This window comes from Candidatus Thiodiazotropha endolucinida (assembly GCF_001715975.1).
Lineage (GTDB): Bacteria > Pseudomonadota > Gammaproteobacteria > Chromatiales > Chromatiaceae > Thiodiazotropha > Thiodiazotropha endolucinida.
The window spans coordinates 129,506-151,310 of record NZ_MARB01000009.1 but is presented as its reverse complement, the minus strand read 5'-3'; the positions used below and the strand labels follow the sequence as shown (position 1 = coordinate 151,310).

The window sequence follows — 21,805 nt, the reverse complement described above, 5'->3', positions numbered from 1 at the left end:
CCTACCTATGCCGTGTTGGCAAGGTCTATCGCTTCTCCCGGTACTGTTTCAGGACGTGCAAAGCGCAGTTTTTGGGAATAGGGAAATACATCCGCCTGAATCCCTGCCGCAAGATTCCGTTGAGCCATCTGCCAATATCTGAAATCGAAAAGTTCGGGATGCAGATCCATCAGTAACTTGCGTGTTTTCGCATCTGTGGTTACGAAGGTAATGAACTCTTCCGGAAAGACATCGTTGGGATTGATACTATACCAGGGCTCATCACGGTAGAGGTCCAGGGAGCTCCGAGGCGGGGGGATCTTGCGGAAGTTGACTTCACTGAGGTAACAAATCTCATCATAATCGTAGAAAACAACCTTACCCTGGCAGTTGACACCAAAATTCTTGAACAGCAGGTCTCCGGGGAAGATATTCACGCCCATCAGCTGTTTTAAGGCCAGTCCCCAATCATCAAGTATCTCTCTGGTCTGAGTCTCATCCGCGTTTTGCAGATAGAGATTGAGAGGCACCATCCGGCGTTCGATATAGAGGTGCCTGATGACCAGCATGTCGCCATCGTATTCCAGTTGAGAGCCCACTGTCTCCTGCAGTTCCTGCAATAATTTGGTTTCTATGCGTTCGATGGGCAGGGCGACATCCATGAAATCCAGCGTATCGGCCATGCGGCCGATACGATCGTGTTTCTTGACCTGTAGGTAACGCTCTTTCACTAGCTTGTGGGTGACCTCTTTTTGCGGTGGGAAACGGTCTCGAATCACCTTGAAGACATGGGGAAAAGAGGGAAGTGTAAATACCTGCATGACTAATCCGGGTGTTCCGGCAGCGGTTACAAATAGATCGTTACTTTCGGCAAGATGATTCAGCAGGTCTCTGTAGAACTCATTCTTGGCCTGTTTGTGAAAACCGATACTGTTATAGAGTTCAGCCAGGGTCTTGTAGGGCATGATGCTCTGTAGAAACTCGACCGTTGCCGTTGGTACTGGTGTCTTAGCCATGAAGTAGGCCCGGGCAAAGCTGAACACAGCCTCTACATGGCGGCCCCGAATGAGCAGGGTGTCCACATACAGACCACCGTTTTCGTTATTGATCAACGGCAGGATGAAGGGTCGAACCTGATCGCCGTATACCATGCGTCCTATGATGTAGGCGGCTTTATTTCGATAAAATGGGGATTCCAGCAGATCGAAGCGCAAATCTACCGGGAGCTCATCGAATCCGGCCTGATCGAGCAGGGATTGAGCCACCCGTTCGCAGTCCCGCTTGATATCTTCGTAAGGGAGTGAGAAATAGAAGGCCGAGAGAATATCCCAGATCGTTCCAGTCAGTCCCCCTTCAGCGACGTGGAAAGACATATAGACGCGATAACGTACCGATAACTGATCACGATCGACCTGGGATTCTATGAAGATTTTGTCGTTATCGTAATATTTACGCTCGAACAGACGGCAGAATACTGAATTGTAGAATGTCTCAGCGAGCTCCGGCCGACTATGGGTCTTCAGCATGCCGGCGTAGGTCTGTTTGACCTGCTGCCAAAGTTTCTCATCCAGATCACTGATGTCGAAATTTGCGTGTAGACGCTCAATCGCCTCCTGCACCCGCAGATCGTAGAAACTGATGCGTTTTGCAGAGGCCTCCCTTACCGCATCCCAGTCCGCATACTCGAAGCGATGGCGGGCGGCACTGCTGATCTCCTGGAAAAAGGAGAAGTGTCGCTCAAACCCAGTAAGAATCGATTGTGCAATCTGACGTGGATGGATTTGCATCATTTTGGTGCGCTTATTCGGTGTATGGCTCTAAAACTTGAGATATTTACTAAGGTTTAGCTGATTTTTTTGCACCGCACTATTTTTTTTATCAAAGCTAACTATTGATATTTTTTTGAAAATAATCTTGACCTTTTCACTATGCTTTAACGCAGTGCACAAAATGATCGTGAGCCTCAGATCGGGACACGACCAAAAGATAACTAATTCCATGCCCGCTTAAGGTGCATGGCAAGAGTGAAGATGAGGAGAACAAAGATTATGTCCAGCACGCCAACGGGTCTCAGGCAGCAGCCACATGAGGTAAGAGTAACCGGTCCCATAGGTACGGGATTCGAAACTGTCCTCACATCGGAAGCCCTGCATTTCGTTGCTGAGCTTGAACGCCATTTCGGCGGCAGGCGACGAGAACTGCTGAAGCTCAGGGAGGAGAGGCAGGTGCGCCTGAACGGTGGTGAGCTACCCGATTTTCCAGAGCAATCCAGCGACATAAGGCAGTCGGAGTGGAAAGTTCGGCCGGCACCGGCGGATCTTCAGGACCGGCGGGTGGAGATTACCGGCCCGGTTGATCGCAAGATGCTGATAAATGCATTGAACTCAGGCGCCAAATGTTTCATGGCGGATTTGGAAGACGCACACTCGCCGACCTGGGAAGCCACTGTCGAAGGTCAAATCAACCTGAGGGAGGCAGTCAATCGGACTTTGTCCTACACCAGTCCGGAAGGCAAAGCCTACAGCCTCAAAGATGAGTTGGCGACGCTGATCGTTCGCCCCAGGGGATGGCACCTGGAAGAGAAACATGTCCTGGTGGACGGGCGTCGTCTCTCCGCAGCTTTGTTTGATTACGGTCTCTACCTGTTTCATAACGCAAAAGCCCTGCTTGATCGGGGTACCGGGCCCTATTTTTATCTGCCGAAAATGGAAAATCACATGGAGGCCCAATTGTGGCGGGATATCTTCATGTGGTCGGAAAAGCAATTGGGTCTGGAGCATGGGACGATCCGCTGTACCGTGTTGATCGAGACCATCACGGCTGTCTTTGAGATGGATGAAATCCTCTACGAGCTGCGTGACTATATCTGCGGTCTGAACTGCGGACGTTGGGACTACATCTTCAGCTTCATCAAGCGTTTTCACGCGCATCCAGAATGCGTGCTGCCCGATCGCAGCCAGGTCACCATGTCCGTTCCTTTTTTGCGAACCTATTCAAAGCTATTGATCAATACCTGTCATCGCCGAGGCGCCCATGCCATGGGAGGCATGGCGGCGCAGATTCCGATCCGTGACGATGCGGAGGCGGATGCTGAAGCCAAACAGAAGGTTCGCCTGGATAAGGAACGGGAAGCAGGGGATGGCCATGACGGCACATGGGTTGCCCATCCCGGATTGGTACCGATAGCGATGGAAGTTTTCGATCATCATATGCCCGGGCCCAATCAACTCGACCAGTTGGATGATGGTTTGGTTGTCGCCGGCAGCGACCTGTTACAGGTGCCTGAAGGTGAAATAACGGAAGCGGGATTACGCAACAATATCAGTGCCGCCCTGCGTTACATGGCCGCCTGGCTGGGTGGGCGAGGCGCCGTGCCGATTCACCATCTGATGGAGGATGCGGCAACCGCGGAGATTGCCCGTTCGCAGATCTGGCAATGGATTCGCTATCCCAAAGGGGTGCTCAATGATGGCCGGGATGTCACCTATCAGCTTTTCGACCATGCGGTCAGTGACGAGCTGGAGCTGATCCGGAAAGAAGCGGGTGAACTGGCTTATGAAGCTGGCCAATACGAACTGGCGGCAACCCTGTTGCGGCAAATCGTCGCGGCTGATGAATTCGAGGAGTTTCTAACTCTGCCTGCCTATGAGCAACTCGACTGAGTCGGGACGAAAGCAAAATACTGAACCAAATATACCACTGGAGAAACGACAGATGACACGTAGAGAACAGATCGAAGCCTTGCAAAAGGATTGGGCGGAAAATCCCCGCTGGACCGATGTGAAACGCGGTTACAGCGCAGAAGACGTAGTACGTCTTCGCGGTTCGGTACAACCCGAACACACCTACGCCAAGCAAGGCGCGGAAAAGCTCTGGAAACTGGTTCATGGCCATGCCAAGAAGGGATATGTGAACTGCATGGGTGCTATCACCGGCGGGCAGGCCATGCAGCAGGCCAAGGCAGGCATCGAGGCGATCTATCTCTCCGGCTGGCAGGTTGCGGCAGACGGCAATACTTCCGAAACCATGTATCCGGATCAGTCCCTCTATGCCTACGATTCTGTACCGACCATGGTGCGCCGTATCAATAGTGCCTTCAAACGCGCCGATGAGATTCAGTGGTCACGGGATATCGGACCGGAAGATGAAGGCTACATCGACTACTTCCTGCCAATCGTTGCCGATGCCGAGGCAGGCTTCGGCGGTGTGCTCAACGCCTTCGAATTAATGAAGAACATGATTGCCGCAGGTGCGGCCGGTGTGCATTTCGAAGATCAACTCGCGGCGGTTAAAAAGTGCGGTCACATGGGTGGCAAGGTACTGGTGCCGACCCAGGAAGCGGTGCAAAAGCTGATTGCCGCCCGTCTGGCGGCTGATGTCATGGGCGTGCCCACGCTGGTGCTGGCGCGTACTGATTCCGAGGCGGCCAACCTGTTGACCTCCGATGTGGACGCCAATGATCAACCCTTCCTCACCGGTGAGCGGACTGACGAGGGTTTCTACCGTGTCAAGAACGGCTTGGAACAGGCCATTTCACGCGGAGTGGCCTATGCGCCTTATGCGGATCTGGTGTGGTGTGAGACAGGTACACCGGACCTCGGGTTTGCCCGTGAATTCGCACAGGCCGTATTGGCGGAAAACCCCAACAAGCTACTGGCATATAATTGTTCGCCGTCATTCAATTGGAAAAAGAATCTGGACGACAAGACCATTGCCAAGTTCCAGGATGAACTATCAGGCATGGGTTACAAATATCAGTTCATCACCTTGGCCGGTATTCACAACATGTGGTTCAACATGTTCGATCTTGCCTATGAATATGCCCGTGGTCAGGGCATGAAACACTATGTTGAGAAGGTTCAGGAACCCGAATTTGCAGCACGCGAAAAGGGTTATACCTTTGTCTCACATCAACAAGAGGTAGGCGCCGGATATTTTGACGATGTAACCACGGTTATCCAGGGGGGTGCGTCATCAGTTACCGCATTGACCGGATCCACGGAAGAGGAGCAGTTCCACAGCGCAGCTGGTATGTAGTCTCACTTTTCACACGCAGCTGATTTCGCATCAGTACTCATACCCCTCCGAGGCTGTGCTGCTGCGTGTGTATTACCGTTTTTTCTGCCCTTCGGCCGCGCTTCTCGCGCGGCTTTTTTTTATTAACGTAGACTGCTTAGGGCCTGTTGACAGGCCCTAGTAGATTGGCCGCAAATGAATGCTAATTACAGCAAACAGACGCGAATTGGATATGTCATTATATGTAGGATGAAAGGTTTCTGACCCTTTGTAAGGTTGAATTGAGATCGTATCGTTGTACATGGCGTGGCTGCAAGCATGAGTATTTCGTGAGTCGTTTCATGCAAACTAATAGAACCTTTCGCGTTAATTCGCGGTGATTGGCGTTCATTTGCGGCCTGTATTGTTTTTTTAGTGTTCCCATGATTTGGGTAATAGTGACTAAACGAAGTGTGAGGAGAGCATCATGAACCAGGCAGCAGGTAGTTTGAAGACAGCCGATCTGTACGATGTCCACGAAGAGAAGCTACAGATTTGTTATCCCGGTTTTCGTCACTATGGAGGTAGTAGGATGTTCCATGGCCCCATAGCGACGCTGAAGTGTTTTGAAGACAACTCGATGGTGCGTGAAGAATTGGATCAACCGGGACAGGGCAGAGTGCTGGTTGTTGATGGTGGCGGGTCTCTGCGCTGCGCCATGCTGGGTGATATCTTAGCAAAGAAGGCTGTAGACAACGGCTGGGCCGGTGTCCTGGTGAATGGATGCATACGCGACGCCGCTGAGATTGGTGGAATGTCGCTCGGGGTGATGGCATTGGCCACAAACCCTCGTAAGAGCGTTAAGAAGGGAGTGGGGGAGACGGGCGTCGAAGTCAATTTCAGCGGTGTCAATTTCAGATCCGGTGAGTGGCTCTATGCCGATGAGGATGGGATTGTGGTGCTGGCGGATCCGGCAGCATGAATAGCGCGTGGCGTTAATGTGATCTGATAGTGAAAAGGATCGGAAATATCTGTATAAACAGTATTTGACGCAAGCTGACTCACGGTTTAACAATGCTGTTACTCATTGTCTATGTACTCATAGCCTTAGGTTTTTCATTTCTCTGTTCTATTGCCGAGGCCGTTATTCTCAGTATCACCCATCCCTATATCTCTGTCCTGGACCAGGAAGGCAGTCGGGCCGCGCCCATTTTGCGGGAGATGAAGAAGGATATAAATGATCCATTGGCAGCGATTCTCACTTTAAATACCACAGCGCATACCATCGGTGCTGCAGGAGCCGGAGCACAGGCGGCGGTAGTATTCGGCAGTGGCTATGTGGGTGTTGCCTCAGCCGTGCTCACGTTCATGATACTGGTATTTTCAGAGATCATCCCCAAGACGCTGGGAGCCAATTACTGGCGTCAACTCGCTCCAGCCACAGCCTATACGCTCAGGTTCCTAATCTGGGTGCTCTATCCCTTTGTTGTGATGTCGGCGTTATTGACACGGTTACTTTCCCGGAAACACTCCCACGGCCATTTCCGCAAAGAGGAGTTTACCGCCATGGCGAAAGCCGGGGTCGAAGAGGGAAAACTCGACCTGCATGAATCGTTGATACTGAAAAATCTCTTTCTGCTCAAGGAAACCCTCGTAACCGATGTCATGACACCCCGCACGGTGGTGTTTTCTCTGGATGAGACACTCCAGGTCATGGAGTATTTCGAGAAGCACAATAGCAACCGTTTTTCACGTATACCGGTCTACAGAGGGGATCGTGATCATGTTACCGGCTTCGTATTACGCAGCGATCTACTGCTTTCACATGCCAGGGGGAATTCTGAGAACAGCTTGGATGTATATCGTCGAGATATACCGGCACTGCCGGATACAAGCTCGCTGCAGGTTGCCTTCGAGCTGTTTATCGAAAAACGCGGCCATATTATGCTGGTAGTGGATCAATACGGCAGCATGGTAGGGATACTTACCCTCGAGGATATCCTCGAAACCATTCTCGGAATCGAAATCGTCGATGAGGGTGATCGCATAGACGATATGCGAAAGCTGGCCAGACGGCTATGGAAAAAACGTGCGAAAAGGATGGGGCTGGAAGTCGATGAAGGGGATGAGTGACCAGACCCTAACAGGTCAGGTTCAGGGCCGCCAAAAAAGCATCACTATCTGACTTTATTGAACAGGGGCGATTGAGGGTGCCGTGTCATTGATGGCCACAGGTGAGCGGGCACCTATGATTTTAATTCATAACAGGGTGAGTAGTCTCCCTGCAGTTTCATTCTGTTCTGTTCGGCAAAAGCGATCAGCAGTCGATCCATGGCGGCGACGATTTCCGCATCTCCATGGATGATAAAGGGGCCATGCCTCTCAACGGCCCGTATCCCATCCTCCTTCACATTCCCGGCAACGATGCCGGAAAAGGCACACCGTAGATTGGCGGCCATTTCATGTCCATCCTGACCGGCAGTCAAATCAAGTTCAGACATCGCTTTATGTGAGGGTGAAAAGGGTTGTTGCAGGGCCGTTTCTATATGTAGTCGCCAGTTGAAATAGAAGGCGTCATTACCCTCATAACGGTAGGCTCTGACATGATCCATGGCATTGCCTAATGTACTTGCCACAGCCGCAGGGTCGTCAATGATGACGGAGTAGAATCTCTGTGCCTCGGAACCCAATGTCGCACGGATAAACCGATCCATCTCCGTAAAGTAGTCTTCGCTCTCAGTGGGACCGGTCAATATCAGGGGGAAGACATGGTCGCTGTTGTGCGGATGCATGAGGATGCCCAGCAGGTAGAGTAGCTCTTCCATGGTGCCGGCTCCGCCGGGAAAGATAACGATACCGTGTCCGACGCGTACGAAAGCTTCCAGTCGCTTTTCAATGTCGGGCATGATAACCAGGTCATTGACGATCGGGTTGGGTGGTTCGGAAGCGATGATTCCAGGTTCGGTGATGCCGAGATAGCGGCCGCTCCTGATACGCTGTTTGGCATGCCCGATGGCGGCCCCTTTCATGGGGCCTTTCATGGCGCCCGGTCCACAACCGGTGCAGACGTTCAGTCCTCGCAGGCCCAGTTGATAACCTACCTCCTTGGTGTAGTCATATTCACTTCTGCCGATTGAGTGTCCGCCCCAACAGACCACCAGATTCGGGTCCATGCCGGTGTGTAAGACCCGTGCATTGCGCAGGATGTGAAAAACGGCAGAGGTGATATGGCTTGAGTAGGTCAGATCGTAGACCGAGTCGTATTGGATTTCATTGTGGACATAGATGATGTCCCGCAATACAGCGAATAGATGTTCCTGAATACCGCGAATCATCCTGCCGTCGACGAACGCGCTGCCGGGGGCGTTCTCCAGACGCAGTTGAATGCCCCTGTTTGTCTGCATCAAATGAATGCCGAAATCGCGATAGGTCTCAAAAATCTCCCGGGCATTATCGGTTTCACTACCGCAGTTGAGCACCGCCAGCGCACAACGACGAAACAGGCCGTAGAGACCGCGTGCGCTGGTATCGAGGAGGGCATTGACCTCCAGCTGCGACAGCACCTCTAGGCTGCCTTCGGGACGTACTGATGCGCTGAGTCTGGATGGTGTTGAGTTCAAATGGCTACTGTTACGCAGATAGGTTAGTGGTTTTTGTTAAGGCCTGTGATCGCTGATTATTGAATATTATCTTGAACCTGGTTAAAAGTGAACATGGGGTACTAGGGCCTGTCAACACTAATCCGATCGGATTTGCTGGGGCTATTTTTTCGTCCAGTAAAGCAACATGAGCGAAAGCTCACGCTGCTGGAAGGAAAAATAGCTCCAGCCCTGCAGGTTGTGCCAGAAAGGAAGTGCCTTTGGGGTATGCCTGATAAAAAGCCATTCGGCGTTACTCGTCGTTCATTTGGGTCAACCAAACCTCTCTCCTCGTGCCTTGATTGGCGCTTTTTCAGACACAACAGGGCTAAAAGGATGAGTGTTAACAGGCCCTGGGCTTATGCAGATTGGTGAGTGAATCTTGTCATGGTTAATAAACGCTAGGCGACGAATATTATCCTGTAGTCTGAAAAAAGTGAGCACAGACACTCAGGTGTCTACTAAACGGCTTGATATCGACATGGCAGTCTCAGTGAGTAAATTGAAATACGGGTGAAACATGTGGGCTAAATTATTTACATTCTATTGTAAAATCTCGTTTACTTCTGAGTGCATATTTGCCATTTTAATTGCCAATGAATAATGCCTTTGTATGTGTTTACAATATTACTAATACCTCTTTTGAGCATAATGTCTCTACATCTATTAGCTGATTAAAATCCGTATTTTAATCAAGGTTAACACCTTGTAATATCTACCCTATACTACTTTTAATTATTTTTAATCAAGGCGTTTTGCGGGATTTTCGTTTTTTAACTCAAAATGACATGTCAGGATGTTTCTTGCCATATGTAAAATTTTGTATCATGGCATTTGACATGCGTGTCATAAGCGTGTGAATGGAACCTATAATCAAGTCATCCCGTTTTTTTTTTTTTGAAAACTATATGTACAGGATTTCTTAATCTATATATTTTTCAAGACTCATATCGTTCTGATCACTGAATGTTATGATTTTTAGGTTCTTGGAGATTTTACCTGATGTTTCTTTGCCTGAAAGTCATTGTTTCAATCGTTTCTTTTATCATGCCTTATATTGTTGAGGCAGAGGCACGGCTTTCCGCTAACTCCCCGGCAAATTCTTCCAAAATCCCCTTAACAGCCGCGGAAGAAGAATGGCTTGCTGAAAACCCTGTTATTCGTGTGGCGTTAGATCCGGGTTGGGCACCGGTGGAATTCCGAAATGATGACGGACACTATCAGGGAATATCTATCGATTATCTGAATCGTATCGAGGACCTGTTAAATATTCAGTTTTCAATTGTTAAAGGCCTCTCGTGGCAGGAGGCGTTCCACGCCGTTAAAAACAGACAAGCAGATATGTTTGCCTCCGTTTCTCGGACACCTCTCAGGGAGAAATATTTTCTTTTTACAGATTCGTATATTTCTATGCCGATCCATATATTTGCGCGTGACGATATTTCGTATGTCGGTAATTTAGATAATTTGGACGGTAAACGCATTGCGGTTGTACAAAACTATGCTATCCATGACTGGATTTCGAACGACTATCCAGAACTCACACTGATTCCTGTAAAATCTCCGAAGGAAGGGTTGACACATGTTTCCAGAGGTGACGCCGATGTATTTATCGGCAATATAGTTACCGCGAATTATTATCTGGGAAAATACCGTTTAACTAACGTACGAGTGGCGGGTGATACCCCATATGCTAACAATCAATCTATGGCCGTACGTGACGACTGGCCCATATTTCAGCGTATTCTAGATAAAGCATTAACGTCCATATCAAAGGATGCTCATTCCAGAATCTATAGCCGCTGGATGTCGGTTCGATTTAAACAAGTATTCGATATCTACGAACACTGGAAGGAATCAACCATTATATTATCTTTACTATTTTTCTTATTTATATGGAATCGTAGTCTTTCCTTCATGGTTAACAGAAAAACCGCATTATACAGGAAAGAATTGGTTCTTAGGAAAGAAAATGAAGCACAATTCAAGGCACTTTCTGAAACAGGATTTGAAGCAATATTAATTTCTGAAAATGGAGTCTGTATCAACGTAAATTCAAGTGCCCTCGAGATTTTCGGATACACGTTCGAAGAAGTTGTCGGGCGCCGCACTATCGAGTGGTTCGCCGAAGAATACCATGACTCATTCAAAGTCAATGCTTTTTCAGGATCTGAAGAACCGTATAAAGTATTGGCAAAGCGTAAGGATGGCTCAGTTTTTGAATCGCTAATACGCAGCAAAAGTATAAATCTCATGGAGCGCCTGGTTCAGGTAACGGCTTTGTTGGATCTTTCTGAACTCAGGCGCGCTGAAAAGGCATTGCTTGAGAGCAGCCAGCGCTATAAATCTGTATTGGAAACAACTAAAGATGGTTTCTGGGTGATAAATAACCAGGGCATCCTCATTGAAGTTAACGAGGCCTATTGCCGTTTGTCGGGTTACAACAAGAAGGATTTGATTGGGATGCCGGTATCTGAATTGGACGCCTTTGATTCCGATGAAGATGTCGCGTATAGACTCAAGAGAGTTATTCAACAAGGCAATGATCAGCACGAATCCTATCATCGACGAAAGGACGGTGCAATTTGGCCTGTCGAAGTTTCCATTAGCTATGCCTCGGTACAGGGCGGCGAGTTTTTTGTGTTCATTCGTGATATTCATGACCGCAAGCGATCAGAGATTATCTCGGATCTTCGCCAGCAATTATCTGAGCTGGTCTATTTGGGAAATCGTGAGAAATTGCTGCGCACGGCTTTGGATGCCGCTGAAGCATTAACCGGCAGTGAAATCGGATTTTTTCACTTTATTGAAGAGGATCAAGAAACGATTTCAATGCAGACCTGGTCTACAAGAACTTTTTTAGAGAAGTGTTTCGCTGAAGATAACGGTCTGCATTATCCTGTGAGCGAAGCGGGTGTTTGGGTAGACTGTATTCGCCAAAGAAGACCCGTAATTTTCAACAATTATGATTTACTGCCGCATAAAAAAGGATTGCCAGATGGCCATGTCTTATTACATCGAATACTTACCGTACCCTTGTTAAGGGATGAAAAGATTGTTGGCGTAATAGGTGTTGGCAACAAGGCCGTCAATTACAACGCCCAGGATATATTAATAGTCAGTCAAGTGGCTGATATGGCCTATGACTTTGTAGAGCGCGAGCAAAATGAAAAAAAGATTGAGTTTATGGCGTATCATGACATTCTTACAGGCCTCCCCAACAGAGAGCTCCTCTCGGATCGGCTAAGACAGTCCATTGCGCTAACACGTAGATCGGGGAAATTGTTAGCGGTGTGTTATCTTGATATGGACGGTTTTAAGCCTGTCAATGACAGACACGGGCACAAGGTGGGAGACGACTTGCTGATTGATATTGCAGCCCGGCTTCAGGATGAACTACGTATGGATGATACGTTAGCCCGACTTGGCGGGGATGAATTCGTCATTCTTCTAAATAACTTGGTTACGATTGACGAATGCGAACTCGTTATTCAACGTATCCTCGAGAAAATCAACCAACCCTATGTTATCGACGATCATCGTATCCATGTGTCCGCCAGTATCGGTGTCACAGTCTTCCCGTTTGATGATCAAGATTCAGATGCGCTAATTCGGCATGCGGATCAGGCTATGTATGTTGCTAAAGCGGCCGGAAAGAATATATACAGTCTTTACAAACATATTCAGAACAAGAAGGCTGATTCAAGACGACAAAAATTGTCGGATTTTGAGCTGGCGTTGAAAAACCGACAGCTTGTCCTGCACTTTCAGCCTAGAATACAACTCGGGACTGGAGAGGCTGTAGGGGTAGAGGCATTGGTGCGTTGGCAACATCCCGAGCAGGGATTGTTACAACCCGGACATTTTTTACCGGCGATAGAAGGCATGCCCCAGGAGATTGTCCTCGACGAGTGGGTGATCAGGACCGCACTGGATCAGCATATGGCCTGGAGGGAACAGGGTCTATTACTCCCGGTAAGTGTTAATATCAGTCCGAGAATTGTACACCAACAGAGTTTTGTAGAGTTCTTAGAAAGTTTACTTTCAGAATATCCTTCAGATGTTGCCAGTAATTTAGAGATGGAGGTGCTGGAAACAAGCGCCATTGGAGACACGACAAAGGTAACAACAGTAATGAATGCTTGCTCAAGGATGGGTGTAAATTTTTCGCTTGACGATTTCGGTACGGGTTATTCCTCTTTGACCTATTTTCACCATTTACCTATTAATATTTTAAAGATTGATAGAATATTTGTCAGCCAAATGCTGGTTGATGCCCGTGACATGGATATCGTGGAAGGGGTATTGCAAATGGCGGATACCCTAGGGCGACCCGTCGTTGCCGAAGGCGTGGAGTCCGCTGAACTTGGATTAATGCTATGGCAACTTGGTTGCCGATACGCCCAGGGATTTGCGATTGCCAAACCGATGCCGTCTGAGGATGTAGCAGAATGGATAAACGTCTGGGAATCAGATAATTTCTCACATGATTTTCAGAGTGCGGCCAAAGAATTCACAAATCTGTATGATGTGAATGTTTCGATCTACAGCATTCGTCTATGGTTGAAAAGGTTTGCGGAATATCTCTATGGGCGTCTAAATATCGACTGCCTTGAACTCGATGAGGAGCAATCCCAGTTCGGTTATTGGTACAAGGGTATTGGCCATGTTAGATACGGGAAAAAATCTAATTATTCCAATATTCGTCCGATACATAACCAACTTCATAAATTAGCCCAAGAAATCATCACAGCATCTGAGGGCGAGAGTAAAGAGCAAGCAATTTCACGCTTGTCAGAACTCAATCAAGTAGGTAACGAATTAATATTCATGCTTAGGCAATTGGCTAAACAGTAACTTATCGTGAACACTCCACCGGCTAACCCGTATATTTCACTTATTGATATAAAGCAAATCCCTGATAGTTAGATATAATTGACATTGGTAACCCCTAGGCTATTCTGCGGGGCTCGCATAGGTTTTACCAAAGCAACGGTCTGGATAACCTTCATAGTTCGACTAAAAAAACCGTGTAGGAGAAACCTATGCCAGACTATAAAGTCCGACTCCACCGAGTGGTCTGAAATTTCATCTAGCCCACTGCGAGAGCATCCTGACACGAGGTTCAATCTTGCAGCAGAGAATTTTCACGACTTGATCTGCAATTCCAGCAGGTTCATAAAAGACAGTAGTTAAAAAATAAAATATCACTTCATCGTGGCATAAGAATTGCGTAGACTTAATCGTCACTAAGCAGCAATATCGAAACGATCGGAGAGTTTATGGACCTGCTCGATATGTTTGTGTATGCGGGTTACTTGATTTTCATCATTGCAGTGTTGCTCGTCGTTAGGCAAGCAAAGACCATGGGCGATTTTGCAGTAGGCCGCCGACAATTCACTTCGGTTATTGCATTTGCAACGCTCTCCGCAACCGCAATCGGACCAGGTTTCACGACAGGCCTTATAGAGAAAAGCTCGACGGATGGGCTAATATGGGTAGTCATCTTTTCTTTTTTTGCTATTCAAATGCTCCTAACGGGAGTTTTCGTGGCACCAAGGCTCCGTCAGTTCCCGAACGCCTTGACCTTAGGGGATGTCATGGGAGCCGCATATGGACCGCTGGCTAAGGTTCTTACGGGTGTCATTGCCATCGTAATCTCAGTTGCTATCGTCGGTGCAATCGCAAAAGCTACGGGAACCTTTGTTAATGTAATCACAGGTATCAATTCTACCATCTCGATTGTAGTCAGTATGTTGATCGTACTCTTATACAGCACAATTGGGGGGATTAAAGCGGACGTATTCACAGATGTTATGCAGTTCGTACTTATTACTATTGGTATCCCTCTCATTCTCTTATTCTTGTTGTTCGATACGAACTTCAGTCCTGCGATTGAAGCTATTTCATTCGAAAATCCTGATATGCCTCTTGCCACTTTTATTGTGTTGGCAGGTAGCTTTCTCCTCGGCGAATTTTTACTGCCCCCATATGCGGCACGTGCATTCTCTGCACGTACTGCTAGTGATGCAAAAAGGGCATTTATATATGCGGGACTGTTCAGCGCGATTTGGTTCCTAGTAGCTGGATTAATAGGAGTATTGGGCGTAAGCAAAATGCCTGGTGTGCCAGCAGACGAGGTGTTTATTACTCTCGTAAAAGATGTTCTTCCGGCAGGCGTTACAGGTCTGGCGCTTGCTTCGATTACAGCAATAATTGCCAGCAGCCAAGATTCATTTCTAAATAGCGCCTCAGTATCATTTACAAGAGATATACACCAGGTTGTTAAGTCGAAAGACGCAAATAACCCACAACTCACGACGACAAAAGCTATTTGTTTTCTCATTGGTTTGGCTAGTATGGTCATCGCACTATATGTTCCATCAATTATCGATGCGCTCTTGATTGCGTATACCCTATGGGCTCCAACGATAGTCATCCCGCTTCTGGTAGCTCTGTTTTATAGGGAAATACCACCAATAGCAGGGCCAGCCGGGATTATAGCGGGGGGCGTAGTGACTGTATTATGGATAACAGTGTTCGAAGAGCCATCAGGTGTGCCTTCCATTTACCCAGGTCTTTTAGCATGTGCTGTGGGTACTCTACTTGCGGGTCTCTTGGGAAGTAAGAGCAGCAAAAGCTATTTGTTGCAACCTATCAAGCCTTATTCAGTCGATAAATGATCAATTATGAATGGAGCGGTACTATGACGATTGTATTAATTCTTATTTCCATTATCCCGATGTGTGTGGGTGGGATTGTACTGTTTAGTGCTGTGAAAAATTTCGATGACCTCAGAAATCGTTAACAATTGCTGTAATACATGCGCCAGTACGGCGCATTGGATTAGTGTTAACAGGCCCTAGTATGGACCCTATTCTAATTTAGTTTCTGCCCCAGCCTGGGGCCTGTTGATACAAGCCCAGAAACAAGGGGCAGAAACGTAGTATTGATCAGGTCAACCGGGCAGCAGGTCCTGGATGATCGCCCGTTCTTCAAGTAGCTCCTTCTGGGATGCCTTGAGGCGGGATACGCTGAATTCGTCCAGATCCAGTCCCTGTACGATTTCGTAGTTTCCGTCCTTGCATGTGACAGGATAGGAATAGACTAAGCCTTCCTCGATACCGTAGCTTCCGTCGGAAGGGATGGCCATACTGACCCAGTCGCCCTCAGGGGTGCCGAGCGCCCAGTCATGCATATGATCGACAATGGCATCGGCCGCTGATGCAGCGGAGGAGAGCCCCCGTGCTTCGATGATCTCGGCACCGCGGCGCTGAACTCTGGGAATGAAGTGGTCTATGGCCCAATCCTGCGATACCAGGTCGTAGACCGGCTTGCCGGCGATCTCACAATTGTCGATGTGGGGGAATTGGGTCATCGAATGGTTGCCCCAAACCGTCACTCGTTTGATATCCGCAACCAGGGAGTTGGTCTTGCCGGCCAGCTGACCGATGGCGCGGTTGTGGTCCAGGCGGGTCATCGCGGTGAATTGGCGCTTGTTCAGATCAGGGGCATTGGAAGCGGCGATCAGTGCGTTGGTGTTCGCCGGGTTACCCACCACAAGGACTTTTACATCTCGTGAAGCGTGGTCATTGATTGCCTTGCCTTGATGAGAGAAGATCTTGGCGTTTTCGGTAATCAGGTCCTTGCGCTCCATACCCTTGCTGCGTGGCTTCGCCCCAATCAGGATGGCGTAATCCGTTCCCCTGAATCCGATCTCGGGATTGTCCGTCATGACGATATCGTGCAGCAGTGGGAAGGCGCAATCCTCCAGTTCCATGCCAACGCCACTCAATGACGACATGGATTGCGGTATCTCAAGCAGTCTGAGAATCACAGGTTGATCAGGGCCAAACATGGCGCCGGATGCAATTCGAAAGACCAGTGCATAGCCGATGTGTCCTGCGGCACCGGTGATTGTGACTTTTACTGCGGGTTTCATTCAGGTAATCCTCTCTCTTATAAATTTGTTGGATGGCGAGATAAGTATAGTTGTATATGTATCATTAGACAGCCCATATACTTCAATAGAAAGTATTAGATATTTCCAAGTTTTCAGCTTAGTGTCATCCTGTGATCCGGGGTCTTATAAGGCAAAGTGGCTATTCGTGGCCCGATCCACAATTCATCTCATCAGCCTCAGGCGCATGCTCCACTCAAACCCTGTTGCAAGGGTCGTAAATCAGGCATAAATTCCTAAAAAATCAATAGCTAAAAGTCGGTATGCAGAGTTTATATAAATACGTCGATTATGTTTACTGAAGCTCTTCCGGGGTTTTTGCACGAACCGTCAATGCGTGCAGTTCACCGCTGCCTATCTCTTGATTGAAGAGGGTCAGGATGGAGCGTTGTCTTTGCAGACTCTTCATGTTGTCGAATGCCGGTGTGGTGACATTCACCTCAAAGCTGCAGCTTTCACCGGAAACAGTGACTTCGGCATCCGGGTAGAGGTCTTTTATTCGATTGATCAGGTCTTGTTGGTTCATTGACAATGTTTACCTTGATGAAATAGAGGGAGTGGGAAGCGCATCATTTCATTAAGAGACGGATAATTTAATCGTATCTTTTTGTGGATATTTTTCGACTTGTATCTGATCGAGCGATTTCCACGAGATAGTGGGCCTATATGTTGAGTGATATCCGATCCTCGTCATCCATTGTATGAAGAAGATTGACAGCACAATAAACTTGGGGCAAGTTCTCACTACCCGTTATCAGTAGGAAAGACCATGGATATCCATAATAAACCCATTCAGGATCGTATTGAATGGTTGATCAACCATGCAAGTACCCATTCAGAGAAATACAGTAAACCCGGTAGCTGGCTCGCCCGCACACGATATCTCTCGGAGCATCCCACCTCGATCGCCGTGCTGAAGTGTATGGATGGTCGTATCAACATACCCATTGCGACCAATACACCCCAGGGAATTATTCAGCCATTCCGAAATCTCGGTGGCATATTCGATCTCGGTTGGCCGCACCTCGGAGAAGTCTTGGCGAGCTACGTTCAAAACGTGGTCTCGGATGGCAGGCGGGTGATGACCTTGATTACCTATCACTTTTCGAAAGGCGATCCTCAACGAGGCTGTGCCGGCTTCAATTACGATACCGAGGCAGCAAGATCCCATACCTATCAGATCAAGCGGCAAGTGGAAGAGGTGTTCGGTGATGATCATGCCACCGTATATCCTATTGTGTGCGGATTTGAAACAGACGATGATGCACTGATCCTGCATGGATCGACAGGTGAACAGCTCAATATGGCGGATCTGAAGCTGAGCGACAAAGATACACTACTGCCCCGACTGGAGGCGCTTTTTCCCGATATGTCGGCGCAGATGCGGCAGGATCTGTTGCCGCTGGTGGCGGGTAATCTGGATCACGTGGAAGAGGCGCGACAGATGCAGCGGGAGCTGGATATTGTACATCGTGAATGGATGATCTGTATCGGTCGCGGCTTCGATTTTCTGCATACGCCGAATCTTGCACTGATCATCGGTCCCTATAGCCCCAACCTTGCGGACCCCATCGATAAGGCAGCGGGAATTATTCAGAGCAACATGGAGGCTGGACGCATACCTGACGACGGCTTTTTGCTGCTGGCTTCCGTACCTTTCCATGATGTCGGCGTGGACAGGGCGCGGGCCGAGGTGAAGTCGAAGTTTCTGAGTAACTTTGCCGCCGAGCGGATCCGTGTTTCCCACCCTGAACTGGCCAAGAAGATGAAGGTCAAGACCGCTGTATTGAATTGGCATTCCCGGCATCTGGAGATGCTGTCGGTTGGGTGATATTCAGTCCGCAAATGAACGCAAATGAACGCTAATAAAACAAATAATCTATCTGATTCGCCAAGATGGTGTTGCTTTTCTTTACAGCATAAGGGCGAATAAATTTAGACAGTTTTATGGTGCGGCAAGCCGCACCCTACACTTCCACTACCCCGTATTTCCTCGTTCCTACGCTCTAGCGTGGGAATGCAGACCTCAGCACAATAGGAAAACTAGGTATGGATTCCCACGGGGGACCGTGGGAGCCAGAATATAGCTACTTGTGGGGGTAAGGGAGAGATGGTATCTACGCAGGAAAAAAACTGCGCATTGTACCGATCATGCAATGGCTATGCAGCATAGCATGCAATAAAACCATTTACGGACTCATTGCAATCGCATCAGCCATAAGCCGGCCGTCGATTCCATCAAGTTCAGGACTACTCCGGGAAACAGCCCGAAAACCAGCACCAGAAGTGAAAACAGCATCATGATGGCCAGCTCCTTAGGGCGCAGATCCTGACCGGCGCTTACCTGGCCGTCAGTGATCGGTCCGAAGAAGCTTTGGCGATAGCTGTTCAACAGATAGCCGGTGCCGATGATGAGCCCGAACAGGGCGGCGAGTCCGGCACCCGTGTGGGTTTCAAGGGCACTGATGAGGATCAGCAGTTCTGCCGGAAATCCACTGGTTCCGGGAATACCCAATGAGGCCAGGCCCAGAAACATGAAGAAGGCTGCGAGCAATGGCATTGTCTGTGCCACACCCCCAAGATGGATCAAATCGGTGGACCCCAAACGATGGTGCAGATAACCGGTAAGCAGGAACAGACCTCCTGCTATGACGACAAAGTTGAGCAACTGGAAAACAGCACCCTGCAGACCCTGTAGGTTAAACGAGGCGAGACCCAAAATCACCAGCCCCACATGGCTCATGGAGGAGTAGGCCAGCATGCGTCTGAGATTTGTCTGATTGGTGGCTGCCAATGCACCATACAGCAGGCCGATGACGCCCAGACCGGCCAGTAGCCAATGCAGTTCCTGGGCGGCGGCCGGGGCCAGCGGGACGGCAAAGCGAATAATGCCATAGGCGCCCAGTTTGATACCCACCAGCAGCGCGGCAACCGGTGCGGGACCTTCGAGGGCGACAATTGGCAGCCAGGTATGGAGCGGAAAGAGAGGGGTCTTGACGGCAAAGCCCACCAGCAGAAACAGGAATACGATGACCTCGAGTCCGGCTGGAAGAGGGGTATCGAGCAGGGTCTGGTAATCAAACGTGAGTCCTTCCGGTGGTATGGCGCCGGCGATCTCGGCATGATTGAAGGCAAGAACCGCAATCGCCAACAGCAATGGTATGCCCCCGGCCAGCATGAACAGGGTGTATTTAGTCGCCGCATAGCGCCGATGGGGGCCGATTCCCCACAGGCTGATCAGGAAATAGAGGGGTGCAAGGGTCAATTCCCAAAACAGAAAAAAGGCCAGCACATCGATGCTCATGAAGACACCAAGGGTGGCGGTCGCGAACAGCAGCAACAGGTTGAAGTAGACTCTTTGCAAGCCTCGGATATGGGTCCAGGATGCAAGGGTTGCAGCAATGAACAGCAGTATCGTCAAAGGTAGAAACGCTGCCGACAAACCATCGACGCCAAATCTGAAGTTGGCATCCAGCGCGGGTATCCAGGGGTAGTGTTCAATGAACTGAAAGCCCGGATTATCGTTCTCCAGCAGTACCACGATGGCGATCGCCGGGAGCAGGGCGCAGAGTAGTGTAGCCAGGGTGACCATACGGGCCCAGGAGACTGGAAAAAACCAGATCGCACCGGCGCCCGCAAGTGGCAGCAGCAGCAGTGTTGAAAGTAGCGGTAGATCGGTCATTGCTTGGAGTGATCCCATTTGCAGCAGTCTCAATGGGCGGTATATATGGAGCTCAATGCAGCGAGCGGTTTATCAATCAGGGTCAGCCAGGGTTCTATAAAGAAACCGGCACTCAATAGGATGATTATCAGAGCGCTCACCACGAACACTTCCGGCTTTGAAATGGGTATAACCTGAAACGGTTGTCTGCCACTGGGACGGGGCGCCAGGAAAGCACGTTGGAAAGCCCACAACAGAAAACCTGCCGCGACTACATTGCCCAATGCGGATGCGATGGTCACTAAAGCACCGAATTTGTGAATGGCAGATTCAAGAATAAGGTGTACGGCGTCGAAACCCGGTGTACCCGGCATACCGATGATGGCAAGACCGCCGATCAGAAAGGTGATACCGAGAAAGGGCAGGGAATCGAACAGACCGCCCAGGTTGTGCAGCAGGGTCGTGTGAGTACGACGAAACAACAGACCGGTGGTAAATACCAATGCAGCGAGGGCGAGGCCAAAAGTGGCGGAGAGGATAACACTGCCCATAAACGCGGCATGCTCCAGGCTGAAGATGCCCAATATCAGAATACCCGTATGCGAGATCACGGCATAGGCAAGTAAGCGACGCAGATTGTTCTGCATCATTGCCAGAAATGCGGCGTAGAAAATACCAATGAGTGCGAACAGGGCCACATAGTTGTGCCACTCAATGACAGCGGTCGGCAATAACGGCAGGACGAATCGCAACAGGCCATAGATACCGATCTTGAGGCCAAGCAGTAGTGTGGGTGCGACTGCCACGTTACCGTGTTCCGCAATCAGCGGCAGCCAGCCGTGCAGTGGGAAGAGCGGTGTGCGTATGGCCAGTCCGTAAAAGAGCAGAAAGAAGGCGACTGAACGGAAGGTCTCTGAGACCGGTGTTTGTGCAAGGTGGAGTAGGTTGAAGCTCCAGACGCCATTATGACTGTCTGAATAGTTCCATCCCATCAACAGGGTGCCCGCAATCAACAGCAGCACACTCACGGACATGAACTGATAAAACCGTCTTAGCGCCAGCTCCTTATCCGGTGAGTTGCCCCAACGCCATAAAAGATAACCTATGAAGCCGATTTGTACCGCAGACAACAGCACGAACCAGAGTAGATTGAGGGTGACGAAGAGCCCCATCAGGCAGGCCTGCACTGCAAAGACCGCCATGTAGAGGCGGTAGAAGGGTTTTAAATCGCGTACCAAGCCGTACAGTGTAATCAACAGAGTCAGCAGCCCCGTCAGGAGAATGAAAATGACCGATATGCCATCGACGCCGGCATGATAGGTCAGTTGCGGCAGTATCTGGGCTTGCTCGACGAACTGAAAACCCGCCATATCGGTATCATAGTGACGCCACAGATCGATACTCAGCAGAAACTCCAGGAGCGCAGCGGCAATGCCCGCCGGCGCAAGCCAGCTGTGGTGGCGCATCAGCCACAGCAGCAACACGGTAGCCAGCGGTAGCAGTTGTAGCAGCGTCAGAATCGGATAAGAGATCTGCGTTGACCAGTGGAGGATATCTATTGTCACGCTTTGG

General features: G+C 49.3%; 13 protein-coding genes. 7 read left to right on the top strand and 6 right to left on the bottom strand.

Annotated features, from left to right (window positions below; translation table 11 throughout):
- Window positions 1-5: 5 nt before the first annotated feature.
- Window positions 6-1,766 carry a bifunctional isocitrate dehydrogenase kinase/phosphatase gene (gene aceK, locus CODIS_RS09560; RefSeq protein ID WP_069124614.1) on the bottom strand — a complete coding sequence of 587 codons (1,761 nt, stop codon included), beginning with the start codon at window positions 1,764-1,766 and terminating at the stop codon, window positions 6-8.
- A gap of 261 nt (window positions 1,767-2,027) precedes the next feature.
- Here aceK and aceB point away from each other — a divergent pair, with 261 nt between their 5' ends.
- The 4 genes from aceB (at window position 2,028) to CODIS_RS09535 (ending at window position 7,107) form a co-directional block, all read left to right on the top strand.
- On the top strand, window positions 2,028-3,641 hold the full coding sequence (aceB, locus tag CODIS_RS09550; RefSeq protein WP_069124477.1) for a malate synthase A: 1,614 nt from the start codon (window positions 2,028-2,030) through the stop codon (window positions 3,639-3,641).
- A 52-nt stretch (window positions 3,642-3,693) separates the two neighbouring features.
- Window positions 3,694-5,016: an isocitrate lyase gene (gene aceA / locus CODIS_RS09545; RefSeq protein ID WP_069124613.1), complete on the top strand. Its 1,323-nt coding sequence runs from the start codon at window positions 3,694-3,696 to the stop codon at window positions 5,014-5,016.
- A gap of 445 nt (window positions 5,017-5,461) precedes the next feature.
- Window positions 5,462-5,956, top strand: coding sequence for a ribonuclease E activity regulator RraA (gene rraA / locus CODIS_RS09540; protein WP_069124467.1), 495 nt, complete (start codon window positions 5,462-5,464; stop codon window positions 5,954-5,956).
- A 92-nt stretch (window positions 5,957-6,048) separates the two neighbouring features.
- Window positions 6,049-7,107: a CNNM domain-containing protein gene (locus CODIS_RS09535; protein ID WP_069124465.1), complete on the top strand. Its 1,059-nt coding sequence runs from the start codon at window positions 6,049-6,051 to the stop codon at window positions 7,105-7,107.
- 113 nt (window positions 7,108-7,220) lie between these two features.
- Here CODIS_RS09535 and ppnN read toward each other — a convergent pair whose 3' ends face one another.
- Complete coding sequence (gene ppnN / locus CODIS_RS09530; protein WP_069124461.1) at window positions 7,221-8,594, bottom strand: nucleotide 5'-monophosphate nucleosidase PpnN; 1,374 nt, start codon at window positions 8,592-8,594, stop codon at window positions 7,221-7,223.
- A 1,020-nt stretch (window positions 8,595-9,614) separates the two neighbouring features.
- Here ppnN and CODIS_RS09525 point away from each other — a divergent pair.
- Both CODIS_RS09525 and CODIS_RS09520 read left to right on the top strand, forming a co-directional pair.
- The gene (locus CODIS_RS09525; protein ID WP_069124459.1) at window positions 9,615-13,469 is read left to right on the top strand and encodes an EAL domain-containing protein; all 3,855 of its coding nucleotides are present in this window, start codon (window positions 9,615-9,617) and stop codon (window positions 13,467-13,469) included.
- A gap of 425 nt (window positions 13,470-13,894) precedes the next feature.
- Window positions 13,895-15,295: a sodium:solute symporter family protein gene (locus tag CODIS_RS09520; RefSeq protein ID WP_069124456.1), complete on the top strand. Its 1,401-nt coding sequence runs from the start codon at window positions 13,895-13,897 to the stop codon at window positions 15,293-15,295.
- Window positions 15,296-15,570: 275 nt separating this feature from the next.
- On the opposite strand, the gene CODIS_RS09515 is transcribed toward CODIS_RS09520, so the two are convergent.
- A complete protein-coding gene (locus CODIS_RS09515; protein ID WP_069124452.1) occupies window positions 15,571-16,554 on the bottom strand; it encodes a malate dehydrogenase in 984 nt (327 codons plus the stop codon).
- 313 nt (window positions 16,555-16,867) lie between these two features.
- Window positions 16,868-17,098, bottom strand: a complete 231-nt coding sequence (locus CODIS_RS09510; protein WP_069124450.1) for a BolA/IbaG family iron-sulfur metabolism protein — start codon at window positions 17,096-17,098, stop codon at window positions 16,868-16,870.
- Between the two features lie 243 nt (window positions 17,099-17,341).
- Here CODIS_RS09510 and CODIS_RS09505 point away from each other — a divergent pair, with 243 nt between their 5' ends.
- On the top strand, window positions 17,342-18,403 hold the full coding sequence (locus CODIS_RS09505) for a carboxysome shell carbonic anhydrase domain-containg protein (RefSeq protein WP_069124447.1): 1,062 nt from the start codon (window positions 17,342-17,344) through the stop codon (window positions 18,401-18,403).
- Window positions 18,404-18,769: 366 nt separating this feature from the next.
- Here CODIS_RS09505 and CODIS_RS09500 read toward each other — a convergent pair whose 3' ends face one another.
- A complete protein-coding gene (locus CODIS_RS09500) occupies window positions 18,770-20,272 on the bottom strand; it encodes a complex I subunit 4 family protein (protein ID WP_069124445.1) in 1,503 nt (500 codons plus the stop codon).
- Between the two features lie 11 nt (window positions 20,273-20,283).
- Window positions 20,284-21,798 (bottom strand): complex I subunit 4 family protein, encoded by a 1,515-nt coding sequence (locus CODIS_RS09495; protein WP_235615185.1) that lies wholly within the window; start codon window positions 21,796-21,798, stop codon window positions 20,284-20,286.
- Between the last annotated feature and the right edge of the window lie 7 nt (window positions 21,799-21,805).

Bases quoted from the DNA above. Each gene is read 5' to 3' on its own strand.
- aceA (WP_069124613.1), top strand. From the start codon at position 3,694: ATGACACGTAGAGAACAGATCGAAGCCTTGCAAAAGGATTGGGCGGAA.
- CODIS_RS09525 (WP_069124459.1), top strand. From the start codon at position 9,615: ATGTTTCTTTGCCTGAAAGTCATTGTTTCAATCGTTTCTTTTATCATG.
- CODIS_RS09515 (WP_069124452.1), bottom strand. From the start codon at position 16,554: ATGAAACCCGCAGTAAAAGTCACAATCACCGGTGCCGCAGGACACATC.
- CODIS_RS09505 (WP_069124447.1), top strand. From the start codon at position 17,342: ATGGATATCCATAATAAACCCATTCAGGATCGTATTGAATGGTTGATC.
- rraA (WP_069124467.1), top strand. From the start codon at position 5,462: ATGAACCAGGCAGCAGGTAGTTTGAAGACAGCCGATCTGTACGATGTC.
- aceK (WP_069124614.1), bottom strand. From the start codon at position 1,766: ATGCAAATCCATCCACGTCAGATTGCACAATCGATTCTTACTGGGTTT.
- CODIS_RS09500 (WP_069124445.1), bottom strand. From the start codon at position 20,272: ATGGGATCACTCCAAGCAATGACCGATCTACCGCTACTTTCAACACTG.
- aceB (WP_069124477.1), top strand. From the start codon at position 2,028: ATGTCCAGCACGCCAACGGGTCTCAGGCAGCAGCCACATGAGGTAAGA.
- CODIS_RS09520 (WP_069124456.1), top strand. From the start codon at position 13,895: ATGGACCTGCTCGATATGTTTGTGTATGCGGGTTACTTGATTTTCATC.
- CODIS_RS09510 (WP_069124450.1), bottom strand. From the start codon at position 17,098: ATGAACCAACAAGACCTGATCAATCGAATAAAAGACCTCTACCCGGAT.
- CODIS_RS09535 (WP_069124465.1), top strand. From the start codon at position 6,049: ATGCTGTTACTCATTGTCTATGTACTCATAGCCTTAGGTTTTTCATTT.